This is a genomic window from Streptomyces soli (genome assembly GCF_003999195.1).
Classification (GTDB): Bacteria; Actinomycetota; Actinomycetes; order Streptomycetales; family Streptomycetaceae; genus Actinacidiphila; species Actinacidiphila soli.
On record NZ_RJVR01000203.1, the window covers coordinates 1 to 18,813 of the forward strand.

Consider the following 18,813-nt stretch of genomic DNA (forward strand, 5'->3'; position numbering starts at 1 on the left):
CCGTTTCACCGGCCCCTCCGGGCTTACCCTTCGTGTCTCCAGCTTATCAGACCCTTTCGGCTCCGATTCCCGCTGATAGGATTCTGCTTTAGCGTTTCCGCCTTTCAGCTTTCCCGCTTCTCCGACTTTAGCAGAAGCTTTCTGTCGGATTTTCCACCCCCTTCGCAAAGGCGCACGTTTGCTACGCCTTCGTTCGCGGAGTTGTGCCAACGTACTGGAGGAGGCGGGTAGGAGCAAATCGGCTGGCCATGGCAGACTGGAGTGGTCTGGACCACTTGAGTTTGATCTCCGTCTGGAGGCTTCCTATGACAACTGTTTCGTCCCCCGTGACTGGGCGGGCCATCGAGCTCGCGGCGGTGCCGGACCCGGTGTTCGCCGGGGCGATGGTGGGGCCCGGGATGGCGATCGATCCCGTGCGGGAGGCGGCGGAAGCGGTGTCGCCCGTGGATGGGGTGATCGTGTCGCTGCACCCGCATGCGTTCGTCGTGGTGGATGACGAGGGCCACGGGGTGCTGACCCATCTGGGCATCGACACGGTGCAACTGAACGGTGAGGGCTTTGAGCTGCTGGTCGCGAAGGCTGACACGGTGACGCGCGGGCAGGCGGTCGTGCGGTGGAACCCGGCGGAGGTCGAGGCGGCGGGGAAGTCGCCGGTGTGTCCGGTGGTGGCGCTGGAGGCTACGAGTGACGCACTGAGTGAGCTGGTCGAGGACGGCGAGGTCGTGGCCGGCGCGCGCCTCTTCCTTTGGAAGTAATCTCTCCGGGAATGGCCACTCCCGACGCAGACAGAGAAGCAACCGAACCGGAGACGGGTGAGATGGAGACAACGCTGCGAGGCGTCGGTGTCAGCCACGGAGTGGCGATCGGCGAGGTTCGGCACATGGGGACCGCTGTCCTTGAGCCGCCGGCGAAGCAGACTCCGCCGGAGGACACTCCACGGGAGCAGGGGCGGGCCCGGCAGGCGGTTGAAGCCGTGGCGAACGACCTGATCGCGAGGGGGAACCTCGCCGGCGGTGAGGCTCAGGCGGTGCTCGAGGCGCAGGCCATGATGGCGCAGGACCCCGAGCTGATCGCGGATGTGGAGCGCCGGATCGCCGTGGGGAGCACGGCGGAGCGGGCGGTGTACGACGCGTTCGCCACGTACCGGGCGCTGCTTGAGGGTGCCGGGGAGTACCTGGCGGGCCGGGTGGCCGACCTGGATGACGTACGGAACCGGATCGTGGCGCGGTTGCTGGGTGTGCCGATGCCGGGGGTGCCGGACAGTGATGAGCCGTATGTGCTGATCGCGCGGGATCTGGCACCGGCGGACACGGCGCTGCTGGACCCGACACTGGTGCTGGGCTTTGTGACCGAGGAGGGCGGGCCGACGAGCCACAGCGCGATTCTGGCACGGGCTCTGGGCGTGCCGGCGGTTGTGGCGCTGGCGGGGGCGACGGAGCTGGCCGAGGGTGTGGTCATCGCGGTCGACGGCAGCACCGGTGAGGTCTTCGTCGAGCCCAGCGCGGAGAAGCGGGCGGGGCTTGAGGAGGCCGCGGCGGCGCGTAAGGCGGCGCTTTCGGGTTCTTCCGGTCCTGGGGCAACGTCGGACGGGCACAAGGTGCCGCTGCTGGCCAATGTCGGTGGGCCTGGCGATGTGCCCGCGGCGGTGGAGGCGGGTGCGGAGGGCGTCGGTCTGTTCCGTACGGAGTTCCTCTTCCTGGACGACTCGAAGCAGGCGCCGTCGGAGGACGCGCAGGTCGAGGCGTACCGCAAGGTGCTGGAGGCCTTCCCTGAGGGGCGGGTCGTCGTGCGGGTGCTGGACGCGGGCGCGGACAAGCCGCTGGACTTCCTGACGCCGGCGGACGAGCCGAACCCGGCGCTGGGTGTGCGCGGGCTGCGCACGCTGCTGGCTCACCCCGAGGTGTTGCAGACGCAGTTGCGGGCGCTGGCCCGTGCGGCGGAGGGCCTGCCGGTGTATCTGGAGGTCATGGCGCCGATGGTGGCCGACCGGATCGACGCGAAGGCGTTCGCCGACGCGTGCCGGGAGGCGGGGCTGCGGGCGAAGTTCGGCGCGATGGTGGAGATTCCGTCGGCCGCGCTGCGGGCCAGGTCGATTCTGCAGGAGGTCGAGTTCCTTTCGCTGGGGACGAATGACCTGGCGCAGTACACCTTCGCGGCCGACCGCCAGGTCGGTGCGGTGTCGCGGCTGCAGGATCCGTGGCAGCCGGCGTTGCTCGACCTGGTGGCGGCTTCCGCGGAGGGTGCCAGGGCCGAGGGCAAGAGCTGTGGGGTGTGTGGCGAGGCTGCCTCCGATCCGCTGCTGGCGTGTGTGCTGACGGGGCTGGGCGTGACGAGCCTGTCGATGGGCGCGGCGTCGATTCCGTATGTGCGGGCGACGCTGGCCAAGCACACGCTCGCCCAGTGCGAGCGTGCGGCGGCCGCGGCGCGCGCGACCGACACGGCGGACGAGGCGCGGCGTGCTGCGCAAGCGGTGCTGTCCGGCGAGTGACGGCGGCGCGGGCTGTCTCCGGAGGGCGTCCCACCTTGGGGGTCGGGCGCCCTTCGGCGTGTTGTCAGCTCATTCGGTCGGTGGTGGGGTCAGCGGGGTGCCTGGGCGGTAGGTGACGCCGGGCTCGGGTGGGACGGGTTCGCCGGATTCGGCGTCCGTGCAGTAGGCGTTGAAGACCTCGGCCTCGGTGAGCGGGTGCAGCCATCCGTCGCGGAGGGACCAGCCCCGGACTTCCTCGGCGCCGTCCGGGGTGGTGGTGCGCAGGACCACTCCCCCGGCGTTGTCGGTGGCCATGCCGGCAGCGAGGACGGTGCAGCAGACCATGGCCTCGGCTTCGGCAAGGTGGACGTTGCCCTGGTCGTCGCAGCGGGCGTGGAGTGCGGCGAGCAGGGCGGTGTCGTCCACGGGGACGCTGCAGACGAGGTGGTGGCCGCCGGGCCCGGCCGCCTCGATCACTTTCATGAGGGCGTGCGAGGCACGGTCGAATGAGGCGCGGGCGATATCCCGGCCGCAGTCTGAGCAGGATCCGGTGCCGGCGAGGACGTCGGTGGCGTACTCCCAGGTGGCCTGGCGATCCGCTTCGTATTCGAGCTGCGTGATGAGGTGTTCGAGCGGCTGTCCTGAGTACGGGACGGCGGGGCCGCCGGCGGCTACCTCGGCGGTGTACCGGGTGCGGGAGGCCGGGGTGTCGGGGTTCTGGGCGGTGTCGATGCAGTAGTCGGTGTACTCCTCCGGGTCGAAGAGGCCGACCGAGATGTGGGTGCCCTGCGAGGCGAGGGAGCGCAGCAGGCCCTCCATCTGCCGCAAATAGTGCTCGTGGTCGTCGAAGGTGAAGCTGCGGTAGCCGCGCATGGCGGCGAAGTCGTAACGGTCGGTGAGGATCGCGACGGTGCTGGGCACTTCGCGCCGCAGGGCGCGGCGGGTGGCGTGGCCGGGTGGACGGCTGCGGCCCTTGGGCCTGTTGTGCTTGGTGCTCTTGTTCTTGGCGTGGTTGGTGGGCTGCTTGCGTTGCTTCCGGTGCGCCATGACGTGACTCCCCCTGTGCGCTTCTGCCATTGCCTGATCACCGTAAACGGGGGCACTGACAACGCAGCGTGACGACCCGGCTCAGCCTCGCCTGTCGCGTGCGAGCTCCTCGTAGAAGCGCAGCAGCTCCACGTTGTCCACGGAGCCCGGGTTGACGGCCCTGTCCAGCGGGGTGCCCTGGAGGAGCTTCTTGACGGGGACTTCGATGCGCTTGCCGGTGAGGGTGTGGGGGACACCGGGGACCGGGATGATGTCGTCGGGGATGTGGCGGGGGGAGAGCTGGTCGCGGATGGCGTGCTTGATCTTGTCGCGGAGGGTGTCGTCGAGTTCGGCACCGGGTGCGAGGTGGATGAAGAGGGGCATCCAGTAGCCGCCGTCGGGCTGTTCGAGGCCGATGACGAGGGATTCGCGGATCTCGGGGAAGCGTTCGACGACTTCGTAGATGTCGGCGGAGCCCATGCGGACGCCTTGGCGGTTGAGGGTGGAGTCGGAGCGGCCGTGGATGATGACGGTGCCGCGTGAGGTGAGGGTGATCCAGTCGCCGTGGCGCCAGGCGCCGGGGAACATCTCGAAGTAGCTCTCGCGGTAGCGGGTGCCGTCGGGGTCGTTCCAGAAGCCGATGGGCATGGAGGGCATGGGGTTGGTGACGACCAGCTCGCCGACCTCGTCGGTGACCGGCTTGCCGTCCGGGTCCCAGGCCTGGAGGTCGGTGCCGAGGCAGGGGGCCTGGAGTTCGCCGATGTGGACCGGCAGGGTCGGGACGCCGCCGGCGAAGCAGCTGCAGACGTCGGTTCCGCCGCTGACGGAGGCGATCCAGAGGTCTGCCGCGACTTCGTCGTGGAGCCAGCGGAAGCCGTCGGGGGGCAGCGGGGAGCCGGTGGTGGCAACGCACTTGACGGCTGAGAGATCGTAGTCGCGGCCGGGGTGGATGCCGGCTTTGCGGCAGGCGATGACGTAGGCGGCGGAGGTGCCGAAGACGGTGGCGCGGGTCTGTTCGGCGACGCTCCACTGGGCGCCGATGTCGGGGTGGCCTGGGCTGCCGTCGAACAGGACGACCGTGGAGCCGGCGAGCAGACCGCCGACCAGGAAGTTCCACATCATCCAGCCGGTGGAGGTGTACCAGAAGAAGCGGTCGTCGGGCCCGAGGTCCATGTGGAGGCCGGTCTGCTTGAGGTGTTCGAGCAGGATGCCGCCCTGGGAGTGGATGATGGCCTTGGGCAGGCCGGTGGTGCCGGAGGAGTAGAGGACCCAGAGCGGGTGGTCGAAGGGGACCTGCTCGTACGAGGGCTGGTCGTCGCCCGCTACGAGTGCGGCCCACTCCAGGGTGCCCTCGGGTGCCGGCGTGTCCAGGAGCGGGATGTGGACGACGGCGCGCAGGGAGGGGAGTTCGGCGCGCAGCTCGGCGACGACGGCGGCGCGGTCGTGGGTTTTGCCGCCGTAGCGGTAGCCGTCGACGGTGAAGAGGACGACGGGCTCGACCTGCTGGAAGCGGTCGAGGACGGCGCGGGAGCCGAAGTCGGGGGCGCAGGAGGTCCAGACGGCGCCGACGGCGGCGGTGGCGAGGAGGGCGACGACGGCCTGCGGGATGTTGGGGAGGTAGCCGCTGACCCGGTCACCGGGCGTGACGCCGAGGCGGCGGAGCTGGGCGGCGAGGGAGGCGACCTGGCGGCTGAGTTCGGCCCAGGTGGTCTCGCGGATCTCGTGCCGTTCGTCCAGGGAGAGCAGGGCGGGCGCGTCGGCGCGGGCGGGGTCCTGGGCGGGGCGCAGGGCGTGCTCGGCGTAGTTGAGGGTGGCGCCGGGGAACCAGCGGGCGCCGGGCATGGTGGGGGTCCTCCCCTTGGCTTCGCCGGTGGGGGTGCCCCCGGCGAAGCCAGGGGGAGCACCCCTGCCGCCGGAGGTAGGGGGAGGGTCAGCGAGCACGGTGTCGTACGGGGTGGCGAAGCGTACGTCGAACCACTCGACGACGGCTTGCCAGAAGGTCTCCAGCTCGCGCACCGACCAGGCCTGCAGCTCCTGGTAGCCGGTCGCCGGGGCGCCGTAACGGTCGGCGGCCCAGGCCTGGAAGCGGGTCACCTGGGCGCCGGCGATGCGGTCGGGCCCGGGCCGCCAGAGGGGTTCGGGGGTCGCCGGCTGGGTGGCGGGCTCAGGTGCGGTGCTCATGGGGCGGCTCCCGGAAGGTACGCGTCGTCGCGTGTCGTGGTGCTGGGCCACCACCCCTGCCCAGTCCGGCGCATGCCGCATGGATAGGCCGGGTGTGGCCTGGGCAGGACGATGCCACGTGATCGTCTTCGGCGCCAGGGCTCCCGCCCCACTTCGGGGGGCGTCGCCATGTGGCCGCGCACCAGGTGAACGGTGGCTGAACGGATGACACGGGAACCGGGAACGGTGGAATGGTGGGGTACATGGATGCTCGGGACCTGGTGCGGCAGGCGCGGTCGGTCGGATCGGTGAACGGGCTGAGAGCGGTGCGCGCGGCCTGGCGGCGGGCCCGTATCGACGCGCAGGACCTGCCACGCCGGGGGCCGGAGCGGGCGCGGGTGCCGGGGGCGGCGGATGGGGCGGATCCGCTGCCGGGGGGCGGCGTGGTGCGCTTCGCGCGGTCGAGTCTTCGGGTGCGGGTCGCGGTGGGTGGCGCGGTGTTCTGCGGATGGGACAGTGCTGAGGCGGAGCCTTCGTACGCGCTGGCGGAAGGCTGTCCCGAGGCGGACACCCGGGCCGTGATCGAGCCGGACAAGGACGGCTGGCGGGTCGTGTCCGAGCGGGTGACGGTACTGGTGTCGCGGCACGGGGCGGTGGAGTTCCGTACGCCGGGCGGGGTGCTGCTGCGGCGGGATCTGCCGCCGCGCTGGTGGGACCCGGTGGCCGGGCCCCGGGACGGCGGCCCGCGCTGGGTCCAGCGGTCCGAGACGGCCGCCGACGGGGCGGTGTTCGGGCTCGGCGGGCGGGCCGGCGGGCCACGGCTCGGGAATGGCGCGTACCGGCTGTGGAACACGGATCCGGGCGACGCCTTCGGGCCCGGCGTCGATCCGCTGTACATCACCATGCCGGTGCAGCTGGTCGTGGCGGACGCGGGGAGCCATCTGGTCTTCCACGACAACTCCTTCGACGGCCGGGTGTCGCTGCGCGACGGCGAGGAGGGCGCCGGGTCGGGGCACGACCGGCCCGGCGGCTGCGAGCTGCGGATGGACGGCGGCCCGCTGCGCTACTGGGTGATCCCGGGCAGCCCGGCCCGGATCCTCTCCGCCTGGACCGCGCTGACGGGACGTCCGGCGCTGCCGCCGCGCTGGGCGCTGGGCTATCAGCACGGGCGCTGGGGCTTCGGTACGGCCGAAGAGGTCCGGCGGATCGCGGGCGGTTACCGCGAGCGCGGGCTGCCGCTGGCCGCGATGCATCTGGACATAGACCACTTCGACGGGCACCGGGTCTTCACCGTGGACAAGGAGCGCTTCCCCGACCTGCCGGGGCTCGCCCGCGACCTGGGCGCGGACGGGGTGCGGCTGGTGTCGATCATCGACCCTGCGGTGAAGCTGGAACCCGGCAATCCGGTGTACGACAGTGGGGTCGCCGAGGACGTCTTCGTACGGGACGCGAGGGGCCGCCCGGTGCGGGGGGCGGTGTGGCCGGGCGAGGGATTGTTCCCTGACTTCACCGACCCGCGCGTGCGCAAGTGGTGGGGCGGGCTCTACGCCGAACGACTGGCGCAGGGCTTCGCGGGGGTGTGGCACGACATGAACGAGCCGGTGTCCTTCGCGGCGTTCGGCGAGACGACGCTCCCCCGCTCGGCGCGGCACGCCCTGGAGGGCCGGGGCGGCGACCATCGCGAGGCGCACAATGTCTACGCTCTGGCGATGGCGCGGGCGGGCTACAAGGGGCTGAGTGAACTGCGGCCGGAGGCACGGCCGTTCATGTTCTCGCGCTCGGGGTGGGCGGGCATGCAGCGGTACTGCGGCGCCTGGTCGGGCGACGTGGCGACCGGCTGGCAGGGCTTGCGGGCCTCGTTGTCGCTGGTGATGGGCCTGGGGTTGTGCGGGGTGCCGTACTCGGGTCCTGACGTGGGGGGTTTCGACGGTTCTCCGAGCCCTGAGCTGTATCTGCGCTGGCTGCAGATGGCGGCGTACTTCCCGTTGTTCCGTACGCATGCGGCGATCGACGCTGGGCGGCGCGAGCCGTGGGAGTTCGGGCCCGAGGTGCTCGGTCACGCGAGCGCGGTGCTGCGGGAGCGCGAGCGGCTGATGCCGTATATGTACACGCTGGCGCACGTGGCGCACCGGACGGGGGCGCCCTATGTGCGGCCGCTGTGGTGGAACGACCCGGAGGACCGCAAGCTGCGCGCCTGCGAGGACGCCTTTCTGCTGGGTGACGCGCTGCTGGTGGCCCCGGTGATGGAGCACGGGTCGGATCTGCGGAGCGTGCGGCTGCCGCGGGGCCGCTGGTACGACACGGCGACCGGTGAGGCGTACGAGGGGCCTGGGCAGGTGCTCGTCGACGCGCCGCTGGGCCGGATCCCGGTGCTGGCGCGGGCGGGAGCGGTGCTGCCGGTGGCCGGCGCGGACGGCGGCGTGGAGCTGGAGGTGTGGGCGCCGGCGGCGGGGCGCAGCGGCGGTGGCCTGCTGATCACCGACGACGGGGACGGCTGGGCGGAGCCGCGTACCGAGCGCTTCAGGGCGCGGCTGGTGGGCAGCAGGACGGTCGTGGAGCGGGAGGGGGCCGAGGAGGTCGGCTACGTGGTGCGGGTGCGCGGCGACGGTGGATAGCCGCCGGCGAACCAGCGGTCGGCGGCCTGGGTGTGCAGAGGGAAGGCCAGATCGGTGGGCGCGTCCACGATGTGCCAGCCGTCGGTCTCGTCGGTGGGGCGGGGCGGCGGCAGTTCGTGGGCGGGGCGTTCGGGGAGCAGCCCGAAGAGCAGCAGGTAACCGTCCTCGGTGTCGGTGAGGGCGTCGGCGAGCGTCACGTCGTCGGGGCTGGCCTGGATGCCGGTCTCCTCGGCGAGTTCGCGGGTGACGGCGTGCTGCCAGGTCTCGCCGTGGTCGATGAAGCCGCCGGGGAGGGCGAGGAGTCCGCGTCGCGGTTCGATGGTGCGGCGGATGACCACCAGGCCGGTGCCGCCGCCCGCTCGGTCGCGTACGGGCAGCAGGGCGACGGCCACGGGGAGCGGATTGCGGTAGGCGGTGGTGCCGCAATCCGCGCAGGTGCGGGGCCAGCCGGGGTCGGGCGGGAAGGCGGCGCCGCAGGAAGAGCAGTGCGAGTCCTTCTGATGGCTGATCACGCGCGGACTGTATCCGATCGTCCTTCCCCCAGGGCCGGTCGTGCTGGTAGGTGGAGTGCCATGACGTCAATCGCCGCGCGTTTACGCGCCCTCGTCGTCCCGCTCGTCGCCCTCGTCACGCTGCTCGCGCTCACCACGGCGGCCCCGGCGCGGGCCGCGGCGGTGCCGGAGCCCAAGGCCCCAGCGGAGTTCGTCGCGCTCAGCGATGTCGACCCGACGATCCTCCAGGAGATGCGGTACTTCACTCCGCACAATTTCGTGGGCGTACGCATCGACGGCTACCGGCAGCCGCTGTGCATCCTGACCCGTCCGGCCGCCGAGGCACTGCACAAGGCCCAGGTCACGCTGGTGCGGCAGGGCTACACGCTGAAGGTGTACGACTGCTACCGGCCGCAGCGGGCGGTCGACCACTTCGTGGCGTGGGCGAAGGATCTGGGCGACCAGGCGATGAAGGCAGGTGCGGGGAGAGGCGGGCGACCGCCAGGTGCGCGGGGCGCGGGCCGGGATCACAGCGAACCAGGGGCTGTTCGGGCACGCGTCCGCGGTGGTGGTGGTGCGGTAGGCGCACCCTGAGGGGTGGGCGGGGCTCTCCCCCGCCGTCCTGCGGCTCCGGACCGGCCCGGTTGGCGGCCTTGACGCTCCATCACCCCGGGGGAAGTATGCCGGGTGGCACGGGCGGCCGTTCGGGTGGAGGGACACCCCCGTCGGCTCCGCTATGCGCTCTATGGCCCGATCGGTGCACCTGGACTGCACGTAGGAGCCGCCATGCATTCCAACGGAGACGTGTTCGTCGGCGAGATCATCGGAACGGCGATCCTCATCCTCTTCGGTGCCGGCGTGTGCGCTGCCGTCACCCTCCACCACTCCAAGTCGAGAGCCGCCGGCTGGGTCGTCATCGCCTTCGGCTGGGGCTTCGGCGTGCTCGCCGGGGCCTACACCGCCGCTCCCCTGTCGGGCGGGCACCTCAACCCCGCAGTCACGCTCGGCATCGCCGTCGACACCGGCGCCTGGGACCAGGTGCCGGTCTACATCGCGGGCCAGATGATCGGCGCGATGCTCGGGGCCACGCTGTGCTGGCTCGCCTATTACGGGCAGTTCGCGGCGGGCGCCCACGAGGAGAAGGCGCTGCCGACCCTCGGAATCTTCTCCACCATCCCGGAGATCCGGGTGTACTGGCAGAACCTGCTCACCGAGGTCATCGCCACGATCGGGTTGGTGCTGCCGGTGCTTGCCTTCGGCCTCACCAGGGGGCTGGGCGAGTCCGGCACGCTGGTGCTGGTGGTGTCGCTGCTGGTGGTCGGGATCGGTCTGTCGCTCGGCGGCCCGACCGGTTACGCCATCAACCCGGCCCGCGACCTCGGCCCGCGCATCGTCCATTCACTGCTGCCGATCCCCAACAAGGGCACCTCCGACTGGGGTTACGCCTGGATTCCGGTGGTCGGCCCGCTGATCGGCGGCGCATTGTCGGGGCTCATCTTCAACGCTGCGTTCTAAGTGAGGCGCTCATGACCGACCAGTCAGTGAAGTACGTCGCCGCAATCGACCAGGGCACCACCTCCAGCCGCTGCATCGTCTTCGACACCGACGGCGCCATCGTCGCCGTGGACCAGCGCGAGCACCGCCAGATCTTCCCCAAGCCGGGATGGGTGGAGCACGACGCCACCGAGATCTGGTCCAAGGTGCAGGCCGTGGTCGCCGGCGCGCTCGCCAAGGCAGGGCTGCGCGCCGACCAGCTCAGCGCGCTGGGCATCACCAACCAGCGGGAGACCACGCTCCTGTGGGACCGCGCGACCGGCCGGCCCGTGCACAACGCGATCGTCTGGCAGGACACCCGCACCTCGGCCCTGTGCACCCAACTCGGCGGCCAGCAGGGCCAGGACCGCTTCCGCGACTCCACCGGGCTGCCGCTGGCCAGCTACTTCTCCGGTCCGAAGGCCGCCTGGCTTCTCGACAATGTGCCGGGGCTGCGGCGCCGCGCCGAGAGCGGCGAGATCGCCTTCGGCACCATCGACTCCTGGCTCATCTGGAATCTGACCGGCGGCACCGACGGCGGCGTCCACGTCACCGACGTCACCAACGCCGGCCGTACGATGCTGATGAACCTCGAATCGCTCCAGTGGGACCCGGCGATCCTGTCCGCCATGAACATCCCCGAGGCGATCCTCCCCGAGATCCGCTCCTCCGCCGAGGTGTACGGCACGGCTGTCGGCCAGCTCGCCGGGGTCCCGGTGGCGTCGGCGCTCGGCGACCAGCAGGCCGCCATCTTCGGCCAGGCCTGCTACGACACCGGCACCGCCAAGAACACGTACGGGACCGGCAGCTTCCTGCTGCTCAACACCGGGCAGCGGCCGGTGCAGTCCAAGAGCGGGCTGCTGACGACGATGGGCTACCAGCTCGGCGGCGAGCCGCCGGTCTACTGCCTGGAGGGCTCGATCGCGATCACCGGGGCCCTGGTGCAGTGGTTCCGGGACCAGCTCGGCATCATCAGGTCGGCCGACGAGATCGAGACGCTGGCGGCAAGCGTGAAGGACAACGGCGGCGCGTACATCGTGCCCGCCTTCTCCGGGCTCTTCGCCCCGTACTGGCGCTCCGACGCGCGTGGTGTGATCACCGGCCTGACCCGGTACGTCACCAAGGCGCACCTGGCACGGGCGGTGCTGGAGTCCACCAGCTGGCAGACCCGTGAGGTGGTGGACGCGATGTACCAGGACTCGGGGGTACAGATCACCACGCTGAAGGTCGACGGCGGCATGACGGCGAACAATCTGCTGATGCAGCACCAGGCGGACGTCCTGGGCGTGCCCGTGGTCCGCCCGAGGGTCTCCGAGACGACCTGTCTGGGCGCGGCGTACGCGGCCGGACTCGCGACCGGCGTGTGGCCCGACCTGGACACGCTCAAGGCGCACTGGCAGAAGGACGCCGAGTGGACGCCGTCAATGCCGGAGCGGGAGCGCGAGCGCGAGTACCGGCGGTGGCGGAAGGCGGTGGAGCGCAGCTTCGGGTGGCACGAGGAGGACGAGCCCGAGCCGCAGCCGTAGCGCCCCGCGCGATCAGGTCGCGGCGGGCTCGCGCCGGCCCGCCGCGACCTTGGCGGCGTTCTCGACCACGGTGATCAGCACGTCCTTGGCGGAGGCGCGGTCGCGGGCGTCACAGAGCACGACGGGGACGTCCGCGTCCAGGTCGAGTGCTTCGCGCACCATGTCGGCGGGGTGTTGCTGGGCGCCCTCGAAGCAGTTGACGGCGATGGCGAAGGGTATGGCGCGGCGCTCGAAGTAGTCGACGGCGGCGAAGCAGTCCTCCAGGCGCCGGGTGTCAGCGAGGACGACCGCGCCGAGGGCGCCCTGCGCCAGCTCGTCCCACAGGAACCAGAAGCGGTCCTGGCCGGGTGTGCCGAAGAGGTACAGGACGAGGTCCTCGCGCAGGGTGATCCGGCCGAAGTCCATGGCGACCGTGGTGGTCCGCTTGGACTCCACACCGCCGGTGTCGTCGACGGGCCGGCCGACCTCACTGAGCTCTTCCTCGGTGCGCAGGGGCCGGATCTCGCTGACCGCGCCAACGAGCGTGGTCTTGCCTACCCCGAAGCCGCCCGCGACCAGGATCTTGAGGGCGACAGGTTCGATGACGGGCTTGTTGCGCTCAGAGCGCCCGAAGACCATGGGCCTCTTCTTCCGTTTCAGAAAGCGTTCACGCTGGGCAAGAGGACAGTACTACGTGATCACCTGGCAACTCGCCTGTGGAATACGTTTGTTATGCAATCTGGCGGTTACGCATCGGCCGCCGCGTAGACCCGCTCGCCTTCCACGAACGTCTGGAGCACCCGGGTGCTCGCGATGTCCTCCGGCGGCCCGTCGAAGGGGTCGCGGTTGGGCTCGGAGCGGTTGAACCGGGAGGCCTGGACGGAGGCATACCAGGCGGTGACGGCGCAGACCCATTCGACGCCGGCCGCCGTGTGCGGGCACCTGCGCCTCATGGCACGAAGTTCGCTCGAGGACTCCGTGGAGCTGCCGCTGTCCGCGCTGGCGCCGTCGTAGGGGCCCGCGGCGGTTCACAGCGCCCGGAGGCCGTTGATCACGTCGCGCAGGACGCTGGCGTCCGGCAGTTCGGCCGGGGGCACGGGCCGGCTGACGTGGACGAGATCGGCGTCGAGGAGGTCGCCGATGAGCACGCGGACCACCCCGAGCGGCAGGTCGAGGTCGGCCGCCAACTCGGCGACGGAGGTCGGCTGCACCCGGCAGCGCTCGATGATGTCGACATGCTCGGGCGACAGGGCGCGGTCGGTGTCCGCGTGCGGATCGCCCTCCTCGGAGCGGGACTCGGACACCACGAGTGCGATCAGGTCAAGCCGGCCCTCCGCAGCATGACTGGTGCGGCCGCGCGTCATCGCGTACGGCCGCACCACAGGCCCGGCCGCGTCGTCGTACCAGCGCTCCGCTTCAGAAGTCATGGCCCGGGTCACACCACCCGGGCGGCGCCGCCGTCGGAACGGGGGGCGGTGGCCAGGTGCGCACCGACCCGCTTGACGAGGAGGGCCATCTCGTAGGCGACCTGGCCGACGTCGGAGTCGGCGTCGGTGAGAACGGCGAGGCAGCTTCCGTCGCCGGCGGCGGTCACGAAGAGGAAGGCCTCGTCCAGCTCGACCATGGTCTGGCGGACCTTGCCGGCCTCGAAGTGCCGTCCCACGCCCTTGGCGAGGCTGTGGAAGCCGGAGGCCACGGCGGCGAGATGCTCGGCATCCTCACGGCTGAGGCCTTCGGATGCCCCGGTGGCCAGGCCGTCGCCGGACAGGACGAGGGCCTTGCGGATCGAGGCCACCCGGCTCACCAGATCGTCGAGGAGCCAGCTCAGCTCGCGGGTCGTGCTCGATGGTGCGGTCATGGACCGTTCCCCTCCGTGATCGTTCTTGGTGCGGGTGTTGCGGGTGTAACGTCTGGGCCTTCGTCGGAGTGCCGCCGGCCACGCTGCCAGCCACTCTGGATCGATGCCATGCGCGCCCGGACCTCTTCGGGGCTGCGCTCGCGCGACTCGCCGTTGCCCTGTGCCTGTGCGGGGGGGCCGGCCGTCTCCTCGGTGGCGTCGGCGCGCAGTTGCGGCGCCAGGCTGGCCTGCCGTACGCGGCGCGGCAGGGCCTGGGGCGCAGGAGCCGGCTCGGGTTCGGCCTGCCGGGCGTCCGTCCGTCCGGCAGGTCCGCCCTGGCGCGGGATCGTGTCGACGGGACGGCCGTTGTCGGCGACGAGCACTGGGGGGCGGCGCCGTCGTGGCAGTACGGAGAGGCCGTCCTGGTCGTCGGCCGCCTGGGCGGGGACGGCCGGGTGCAGGGTGCGGCTGTGCTCCCTGGGGGGCTCTCCGCCCGCCGGGAGGCCGGGCGTCGCGCCCAGTTGCTCGTCGCGGGCCAGTCCCCACTGGCGGAAACTGCGCTCGGTGCCCACCGGTTCGTCGTCCGGTACGTCGCCGAGGGCCTTGGCCAGCTCCAGTTCCCCGGTGCGGAAGCCTCCGGTGTCCTCGCCGCCCTCGGCGAGCAGCGGCGACGGGATCAGGACGACCGCGGTGGTGCCGCCGTACGGGGAGGGCCGCAGCGAGACGCGTACGGACTGGCGCTGGGCGAGCCGGCTGACCACGAACAGGCCGAGCCGGTCGGTGTCGGAGAGCTCGAACTCGGGGGTCTCGGCGAGCCGCAGGTTGGCCTCGAGCATGGCGTCGGGGGTCAGTCCGAGGCCTCGGTCGTCGATCTCCAGCGCGAAGCCGTTGGCGACCGGCTCGCCGTGCACCTGGACGGTGGTGTGCGGCGGCGAGAACACGGTGGCGTTCTCGATGAGTTCGGCGATGAGGTGGGTGAGGTCGGCGACGGCCGGTCCGGTGACGGCCAGCCGGGGCAGCCGGCGGACCTCGACGCGCTCGTAGTCCTCGACCTCGGAGACGGCGGCCCGCACCACGTCCATCAGCTGGACGGGCTTGCGCCACTGCCGGGAGGGCGCGGCGCCGGAGAGGATGACCAGGCCCTCGGCGTGTCGCCGCATGCGGGTGGTCATGTGGTCGAGGCGGAAGAGGTCGGCGAGTTCGCGGGTGTCCTCGGTGCGGCGTTCCATGGCGTCGAGGAGGGTGAGCTGGCGGTGCAGCAGGACCTGGCTGCGGCGGGCGAGGTTGACGAAGACCTCGGAGACGCCGCGGCGCATGAGGGCCTGGCGTACGGCGGCCTCGACGGCGGCCCGTTGCAGGGTGTTGAGGGCCTTGCCGACCTGGCCGACCTCGTCCTCGGAGTACTGCAGGCGGGGCGCCTCGGTCTCCACGTCCACTTCCTCGCCGGCCGCGAGGCGGCGCATGACGCGGGGCAGGCGGGTGCCGGAGACCTCCTGGGCCTCCTTGCGGAGCCGGGACAGGTCGCGGATCAGACCGCGTGCGACGCGGGTGGAGACGACGAGCGTCGCGATGACCGCGACCAGACCCAGGCCGCCGGCCACCGCCGCCTGGATCACCAGGCGGACTGCGTACGGGTGGGTGCGGTTCTTCTGGATGTCACGGGCCTGGTTGGAGATGCCCCGGAGGTCGGCGAGCGCGGCGGAGGCGGTCTTCTGCCAGGCGGCCCGGTCGGCGGCGCGGGGGGAGCCGCCGGTGCCGGCCGCAATCACCGAGTCCTCGGCGGTGGTGAGGGACCGGCCGTCGGTGCCGTTCCAGAAGTCGTCGAACAGCGAACGCTCTTGGCTGCCGAGGCGGTCGGCGTTGTCGCGGTAGTACGCCCGGTGCTCGGCGACGGCGAAGGTGAAGGCGCGCTGCTCGGCCGCGCTGGTCCGGCCGGCGGTGATGGCCGCGGCCATCAGGGCGTCCTCGCGGCTGATGTCGTCGCCGGCCCGGACGATGGTGGTCAGGGACTGGATCTGCCGGTCGATGGTGGTGTTGTCGATCGGGCTGAGGGCGGCCATGAAGGCGTAGCAGGGGTCGACCGTCGCGTTGTACGCGTCATAGGCGTCGAGGCGGCTGATGCCACCGTCGGCGACCTTGGCGCGCAGTGCGTCGAGGATCGCGTAGCCCTTGGTGACGAGGTCGAGCCGACGCTTGGACTCCGAGTCGAGCCGGCCCCGGTTGTCAGAGGAACCCGCCTGGGTGCGCAGCAGGCTGACGGCCTTGTCGGTGGTGTCCTCCCGGCGCTGCAGGGCGGTCTTGGCGTCCGAGCGGCGCGGGTCGGCCAGATAGACCAGCGCAGCACGGCGCTCGTTCTGGATGGCCTGGACGGAGGCCTCCACGGGGTGGGCGAGATTGTCGACCGTCTGCGTGATGCCGAGCATGCCCCACACTTGGCTGCCGGTCAGAGCGGCGGCGAAGGCCCAGAGGGCGGTGAGGGACAGCAGCGGAACGAGCAGCAGCGCCACGATCTTCCGCCGGATCGTCGTACCGCGAAAGCGCATGGCCTCCCCAACGTCAACCCTGTTCAAGGGTGGTCGAGTTCCGTCGTGGTTCATTAATAATCGGCGCGAGCCTACTACTGCCCCATGACTAACTCGAACGTGCGCGTGCCCCTGTTGTACGGGCTCGCGCGGGTTCGGGCGGATGCTGGACGGCCACGACTGGCCGAAATGGCACTGTGGCGGGAACTTTTGGTGATCGCCGATCGTGTAGTCAGCGGGGCCACCGTGCCGGCCTGAGTCCGGAATGGAACCGGTGAAAACGGGCAGCCACCATTCAGTCGGACACCACGCGTCCGGCGCCGCACGAATCGGTAGGCCGCAGGGAGCAGCTTTCATGGACACCGAACCGCGTCTGTCCGCACCCGACCATGGCGATCTTGTCGAGAACGCATTGGATCGCGACATTCCGGCGAAGAGCCCACGCCGCTCCGTGTGGACCGAGGATCCGGTCGGCACGCCCAGGATGCCCGATCCGGTGCGTAATGCGGCCGTCCGGGCCGTACTCATCACCTCCCTGACGCTGATCCAGGCGGTGGTGGCGATACTCGCCGCGGTCGCTTCCTCCTGGCTGTCGGCCCCCGCGATGCTGTGCACCGTGATCAGTACGGTGGTCGCCACCTGGTCCGTGCTCGACGTGTGGATCACCCGCCAGGTCTGGAACCAGCGCAACGGGGTGGTCTCCAGCCCCAGCAGCGCGGCACGCGCCCTGCGCCGGGAACGACGGCAGGCCCGTCGCCGGGACCGCCGGGCCGCGCGCCCAGCCCATGCCCGGCCAGACGGACAACTGTCCCGCGCCTGACGCTTCTTTTGCTTTACGGACGGTTTCTTTCGCCCTACGCCGGTTGTTCGGCGGGCCTCTTGAACATCCGTGTGGCGGTGATCTCGCCGTGCACCGGCTCGCTCTCCGGGTCCTGCGAGGGCAGCCCCGGCCGCAGGTGCTCCTCGACGCTGATGTACTTCAGGCCGGCCCTCAGGTCCGCGTCATTGCGGAGCCGTACGACCAGCGGGAATTCGGCCAGCGCGGTCGTGTCGAACAGGCCTGTCGTGTAGATCAGCTGGACGCCCAGCGCGTCGGCCACCGCGCGTTGCAGCTCCAGCAGATACGTGGCGTTGGCCCGGCCGATCGGATTGTCCAGGAACAGCGTGCCCGCGTGGCGGTGCCGGTCGCGGCCCCGATCGTTGCTGCGCAGGGCGGCCATGGTGCAGTACAGCGCGATGGCGGCGGTGAGCAGCTGGCCGCCGGAGAACACGTCGCCCATCTGCCCGACGGGGACGCGCTCGGCGCGCAGCACGGCATCCGGCTTGAGGATCTCGACCGCGATGCCCTTGGGGCGCAGGGCTGCCGAAACGCCGCTCAGCAGCAGTGACATGCCGTCGCGGCGCAGGTCGGAGTTCTTGCGGACGGCGGCGCGGGTGGCCTCGTCGATGACCTCGCCGAGTCGTTCGGTGAGCGTCGCGTGGTCAGGGTCCTCGAAGCGGATCCGCAGGAACTCCTGTCCTGACCACTCGCCGAGGCCCTCCGGCAGGCGGGACAGCCGCTGGGCGGCACGCAGCGTCGCGAGCGAGGACTCGACCAGGCCGCGCAGCCGGGCGACGATGCTGTCGCGATTGCGCTCCAGCTGTTCCAGTTCGTCGGTCAGTACGCGCAGGCGCGGGGCGAAGGCCGCCGCCCAGGCGGCCGCGTGCTCGGGCAGTGCGACGGCGGGCAGTTCGCGGATCTGCTGCCGGGCCGGGGTCTTCACCTGCTCGTAGCGGGCCGCGTTGGCGTGCCGTACGAGGATGTCGGAGGCCTCGCGCAGCTGCGACTCGGCGGAGGAGAGGTCGGCGGCGCAACCGCGCAGGCCGCGGCGGGCCTCGGCGGCGGCGGCGCGGGCCTCGTCCAGCGAGCCGGAGTAGGGCTCGGGTTCCTGCTCGTCGTCCCCCTGGGAACCCTGCTGTGCCGCCGTGCCCGTGCCGTCCCGGAGCAGGTCACGCAGGAGGGCGGCCAGCTCGTCGAAGCCGCCGGCCGCGTCCTCGGCGGCGCGGTGGGCGCGGACCAGCGCGGCGTGCTCGGTGCGTGCCTGGTCCAACGCGTCGGTACGGGCGGCGAGTTCTGAGTTGGCGCCGCGCAGCAGCTCCTGGGCGTGGTCGGCGTCGCGGGGGACGAGGTCGTCGGGCAGGTCGGTGTGGGACTCGCCGGTCGCAGGTGCATGGCGCTCGGCCTCGCCGCGCAGGCGGCCGAGCTGCTCGCTGGCGGTTGAGACGCGGGACTCGATGGTCTGGACGAGCTGTTCGGCCCGGGCGGCGGCGGCCTGGCGCGACGGGCCGTCGGCGCCGTCCGGTCCCTCCAGGAGCTGGGCGGCACGGGTGCGGACCTTGTTGCTGAGGCGTTCCAGTTCGGTCAGGGCCGAGTTCTCCGTGCTCTCGGCGCGGGCCTGTTCTGCGCGCAGGTCGGCGCCGACGCCGACCTTCTCGTACAGCTGCGATGCCGCCCGGTAGGCCTCGCGGAGGGCGGGCAGGGCGGCGGTGAGCGGTGCGGCATCGTCGGCGGCGACCTCGTCCGGGGCCCCGGCGATCTCGGAGCGTTCGGCGCGCAGGACGCGGGCGGTGCGGCGGGCGTCGTCGGCGGCGCGCTGGGCGGCGCGGCGGTCCTCGTC

The 18,813-nt window shown here is 71.5% G+C and carries 14 protein-coding genes and 2 pseudogenes; 7 read left to right on the forward strand and 9 right to left on the reverse strand.

Annotated elements, in window-relative coordinates:
• Positions 1 to 305 precede the first annotated feature (305 nt).
• Together EFK10_RS19285 and ptsP are read left to right on the forward strand one after the other, a co-directional pair.
• On the forward strand, positions 306 to 755 hold the full coding sequence (locus EFK10_RS19285) for a PTS sugar transporter subunit IIA (RefSeq protein WP_127356930.1): 450 nt from the start codon (positions 306 to 308) through the stop codon (positions 753 to 755).
• 62 nt (positions 756 to 817) lie between these two features.
• Complete coding sequence (ptsP, locus tag EFK10_RS19290) at positions 818 to 2,488, forward strand: phosphoenolpyruvate--protein phosphotransferase (protein WP_127356931.1); 1,671 nt, start codon at positions 818 to 820, stop codon at positions 2,486 to 2,488.
• A 69-nt stretch (positions 2,489 to 2,557) separates the two neighbouring features.
• Here ptsP and EFK10_RS19295 read toward each other — a convergent pair whose 3' ends face one another.
• Both EFK10_RS19295 and EFK10_RS19300 read right to left on the reverse strand, forming a co-directional pair.
• A complete protein-coding gene (locus EFK10_RS19295) occupies positions 2,558 to 3,514 on the reverse strand; it encodes a hypothetical protein (protein WP_127356932.1) in 957 nt (318 codons plus the stop codon).
• Positions 3,515 to 3,595: 81 nt separating this feature from the next.
• The gene (locus EFK10_RS19300; RefSeq protein WP_127356933.1) at positions 3,596 to 5,674 is read right to left on the reverse strand and encodes an acetoacetate--CoA ligase; all 2,079 of its coding nucleotides are present in this window, start codon (positions 5,672 to 5,674) and stop codon (positions 3,596 to 3,598) included.
• A gap of 242 nt (positions 5,675 to 5,916) precedes the next feature.
• Here EFK10_RS19300 and EFK10_RS19305 point away from each other — a divergent pair, with 242 nt between their 5' ends.
• Positions 5,917 to 8,268 carry a glycoside hydrolase family 31 protein gene (locus EFK10_RS19305; RefSeq protein WP_127356934.1) on the forward strand — a complete coding sequence of 784 codons (2,352 nt, stop codon included), beginning with the start codon at positions 5,917 to 5,919 and terminating at the stop codon, positions 8,266 to 8,268.
• Here EFK10_RS19305 and EFK10_RS19310 read toward each other — a convergent pair.
• Entirely contained in the window at positions 8,235 to 8,780 is a 546-nt protein-coding gene (locus EFK10_RS19310; RefSeq protein ID WP_127356935.1) for an NUDIX domain-containing protein, read from the reverse strand. The two genes, EFK10_RS19305 and EFK10_RS19310, sit on opposite strands and share 34 nt — an antisense overlap.
• 60 nt (positions 8,781 to 8,840) lie before the next feature.
• Here EFK10_RS19310 and EFK10_RS19315 point away from each other — a divergent pair.
• From EFK10_RS19315 to glpK, 3 genes and pseudogenes are all read left to right on the forward strand, one after another.
• Positions 8,841 to 9,236 (forward strand): annotated as a pseudogene (locus EFK10_RS19315) (M15 family metallopeptidase); the annotation flags it as partial.
• Between the two features lie 309 nt (positions 9,237 to 9,545).
• On the forward strand, positions 9,546 to 10,274 hold the full coding sequence (locus tag EFK10_RS19325) for an MIP/aquaporin family protein (protein ID WP_127356936.1): 729 nt from the start codon (positions 9,546 to 9,548) through the stop codon (positions 10,272 to 10,274).
• A gap of 11 nt (positions 10,275 to 10,285) precedes the next feature.
• The gene (glpK, locus tag EFK10_RS19330; RefSeq protein ID WP_127356937.1) at positions 10,286 to 11,818 is read left to right on the forward strand and encodes a glycerol kinase GlpK; all 1,533 of its coding nucleotides are present in this window, start codon (positions 10,286 to 10,288) and stop codon (positions 11,816 to 11,818) included.
• A gap of 12 nt (positions 11,819 to 11,830) precedes the next feature.
• Here glpK and EFK10_RS19335 read toward each other — a convergent pair whose 3' ends face one another.
• From EFK10_RS19335 to EFK10_RS19355, 5 genes are all read right to left on the reverse strand, one after another.
• Positions 11,831 to 12,436 carry a GTP-binding protein gene (locus tag EFK10_RS19335; RefSeq protein WP_127356938.1) on the reverse strand — a complete coding sequence of 202 codons (606 nt, stop codon included), beginning with the start codon at positions 12,434 to 12,436 and terminating at the stop codon, positions 11,831 to 11,833.
• A gap of 107 nt (positions 12,437 to 12,543) precedes the next feature.
• Positions 12,544 to 12,750, reverse strand: coding sequence for a hypothetical protein (locus EFK10_RS19340; protein WP_127356939.1), 207 nt, complete (start codon positions 12,748 to 12,750; stop codon positions 12,544 to 12,546).
• 75 nt (positions 12,751 to 12,825) lie between these two features.
• The gene (locus tag EFK10_RS19345) at positions 12,826 to 13,224 is read right to left on the reverse strand and encodes a DUF742 domain-containing protein (protein WP_127356940.1); all 399 of its coding nucleotides are present in this window, start codon (positions 13,222 to 13,224) and stop codon (positions 12,826 to 12,828) included.
• 8 nt (positions 13,225 to 13,232) lie between these two features.
• Positions 13,233 to 13,655, reverse strand: coding sequence for a roadblock/LC7 domain-containing protein (locus EFK10_RS19350; protein WP_127356941.1), 423 nt, complete (start codon positions 13,653 to 13,655; stop codon positions 13,233 to 13,235).
• Positions 13,652 to 16,177 (reverse strand): sensor histidine kinase, encoded by a 2,526-nt coding sequence (locus tag EFK10_RS19355; RefSeq protein ID WP_127356942.1) that lies wholly within the window; start codon positions 16,175 to 16,177, stop codon positions 13,652 to 13,654. The genes EFK10_RS19350 and EFK10_RS19355 overlap by 4 nt, the downstream gene beginning before the upstream one ends.
• A gap of 334 nt (positions 16,178 to 16,511) precedes the next feature.
• Here EFK10_RS19355 and EFK10_RS19360 point away from each other — a divergent pair, with 334 nt between their 5' ends.
• A complete protein-coding gene (locus EFK10_RS19360; protein WP_240677320.1) occupies positions 16,512 to 16,976 on the forward strand; it encodes a hypothetical protein in 465 nt (154 codons plus the stop codon).
• Between the two features lie 34 nt (positions 16,977 to 17,010).
• Here EFK10_RS19360 and EFK10_RS19365 read toward each other — a convergent pair.
• Positions 17,011 to 18,813 (reverse strand): annotated as a pseudogene (locus EFK10_RS19365) (hypothetical protein); the annotation flags it as partial.

Bases quoted from the DNA above. Each gene is read 5' to 3' on its own strand.
- EFK10_RS19285 (WP_127356930.1), top strand. From the start codon at position 306: ATGACAACTGTTTCGTCCCCCGTGACTGGGCGGGCCATCGAGCTCGCG.
- ptsP (WP_127356931.1), top strand. From the start codon at position 818: ATGGAGACAACGCTGCGAGGCGTCGGTGTCAGCCACGGAGTGGCGATC.
- EFK10_RS19295 (WP_127356932.1), bottom strand. From the start codon at position 3,514: ATGGCGCACCGGAAGCAACGCAAGCAGCCCACCAACCACGCCAAGAAC.
- EFK10_RS19300 (WP_127356933.1), bottom strand. From the start codon at position 5,674: ATGAGCACCGCACCTGAGCCCGCCACCCAGCCGGCGACCCCCGAACCC.
- EFK10_RS19305 (WP_127356934.1), top strand. From the start codon at position 5,917: ATGGATGCTCGGGACCTGGTGCGGCAGGCGCGGTCGGTCGGATCGGTG.
- EFK10_RS19325 (WP_127356936.1), top strand. From the start codon at position 9,546: ATGCATTCCAACGGAGACGTGTTCGTCGGCGAGATCATCGGAACGGCG.
- glpK (WP_127356937.1), top strand. From the start codon at position 10,286: ATGACCGACCAGTCAGTGAAGTACGTCGCCGCAATCGACCAGGGCACC.
- EFK10_RS19335 (WP_127356938.1), bottom strand. From the start codon at position 12,436: ATGGTCTTCGGGCGCTCTGAGCGCAACAAGCCCGTCATCGAACCTGTC.
- EFK10_RS19340 (WP_127356939.1), bottom strand. From the start codon at position 12,750: ATGAGGCGCAGGTGCCCGCACACGGCGGCCGGCGTCGAATGGGTCTGC.
- EFK10_RS19345 (WP_127356940.1), bottom strand. From the start codon at position 13,224: ATGACTTCTGAAGCGGAGCGCTGGTACGACGACGCGGCCGGGCCTGTG.
- EFK10_RS19350 (WP_127356941.1), bottom strand. From the start codon at position 13,655: ATGACCGCACCATCGAGCACGACCCGCGAGCTGAGCTGGCTCCTCGAC.
- EFK10_RS19355 (WP_127356942.1), bottom strand. From the start codon at position 16,177: ATGCGCTTTCGCGGTACGACGATCCGGCGGAAGATCGTGGCGCTGCTG.
- EFK10_RS19360 (WP_240677320.1), top strand. From the start codon at position 16,512: ATGGACACCGAACCGCGTCTGTCCGCACCCGACCATGGCGATCTTGTC.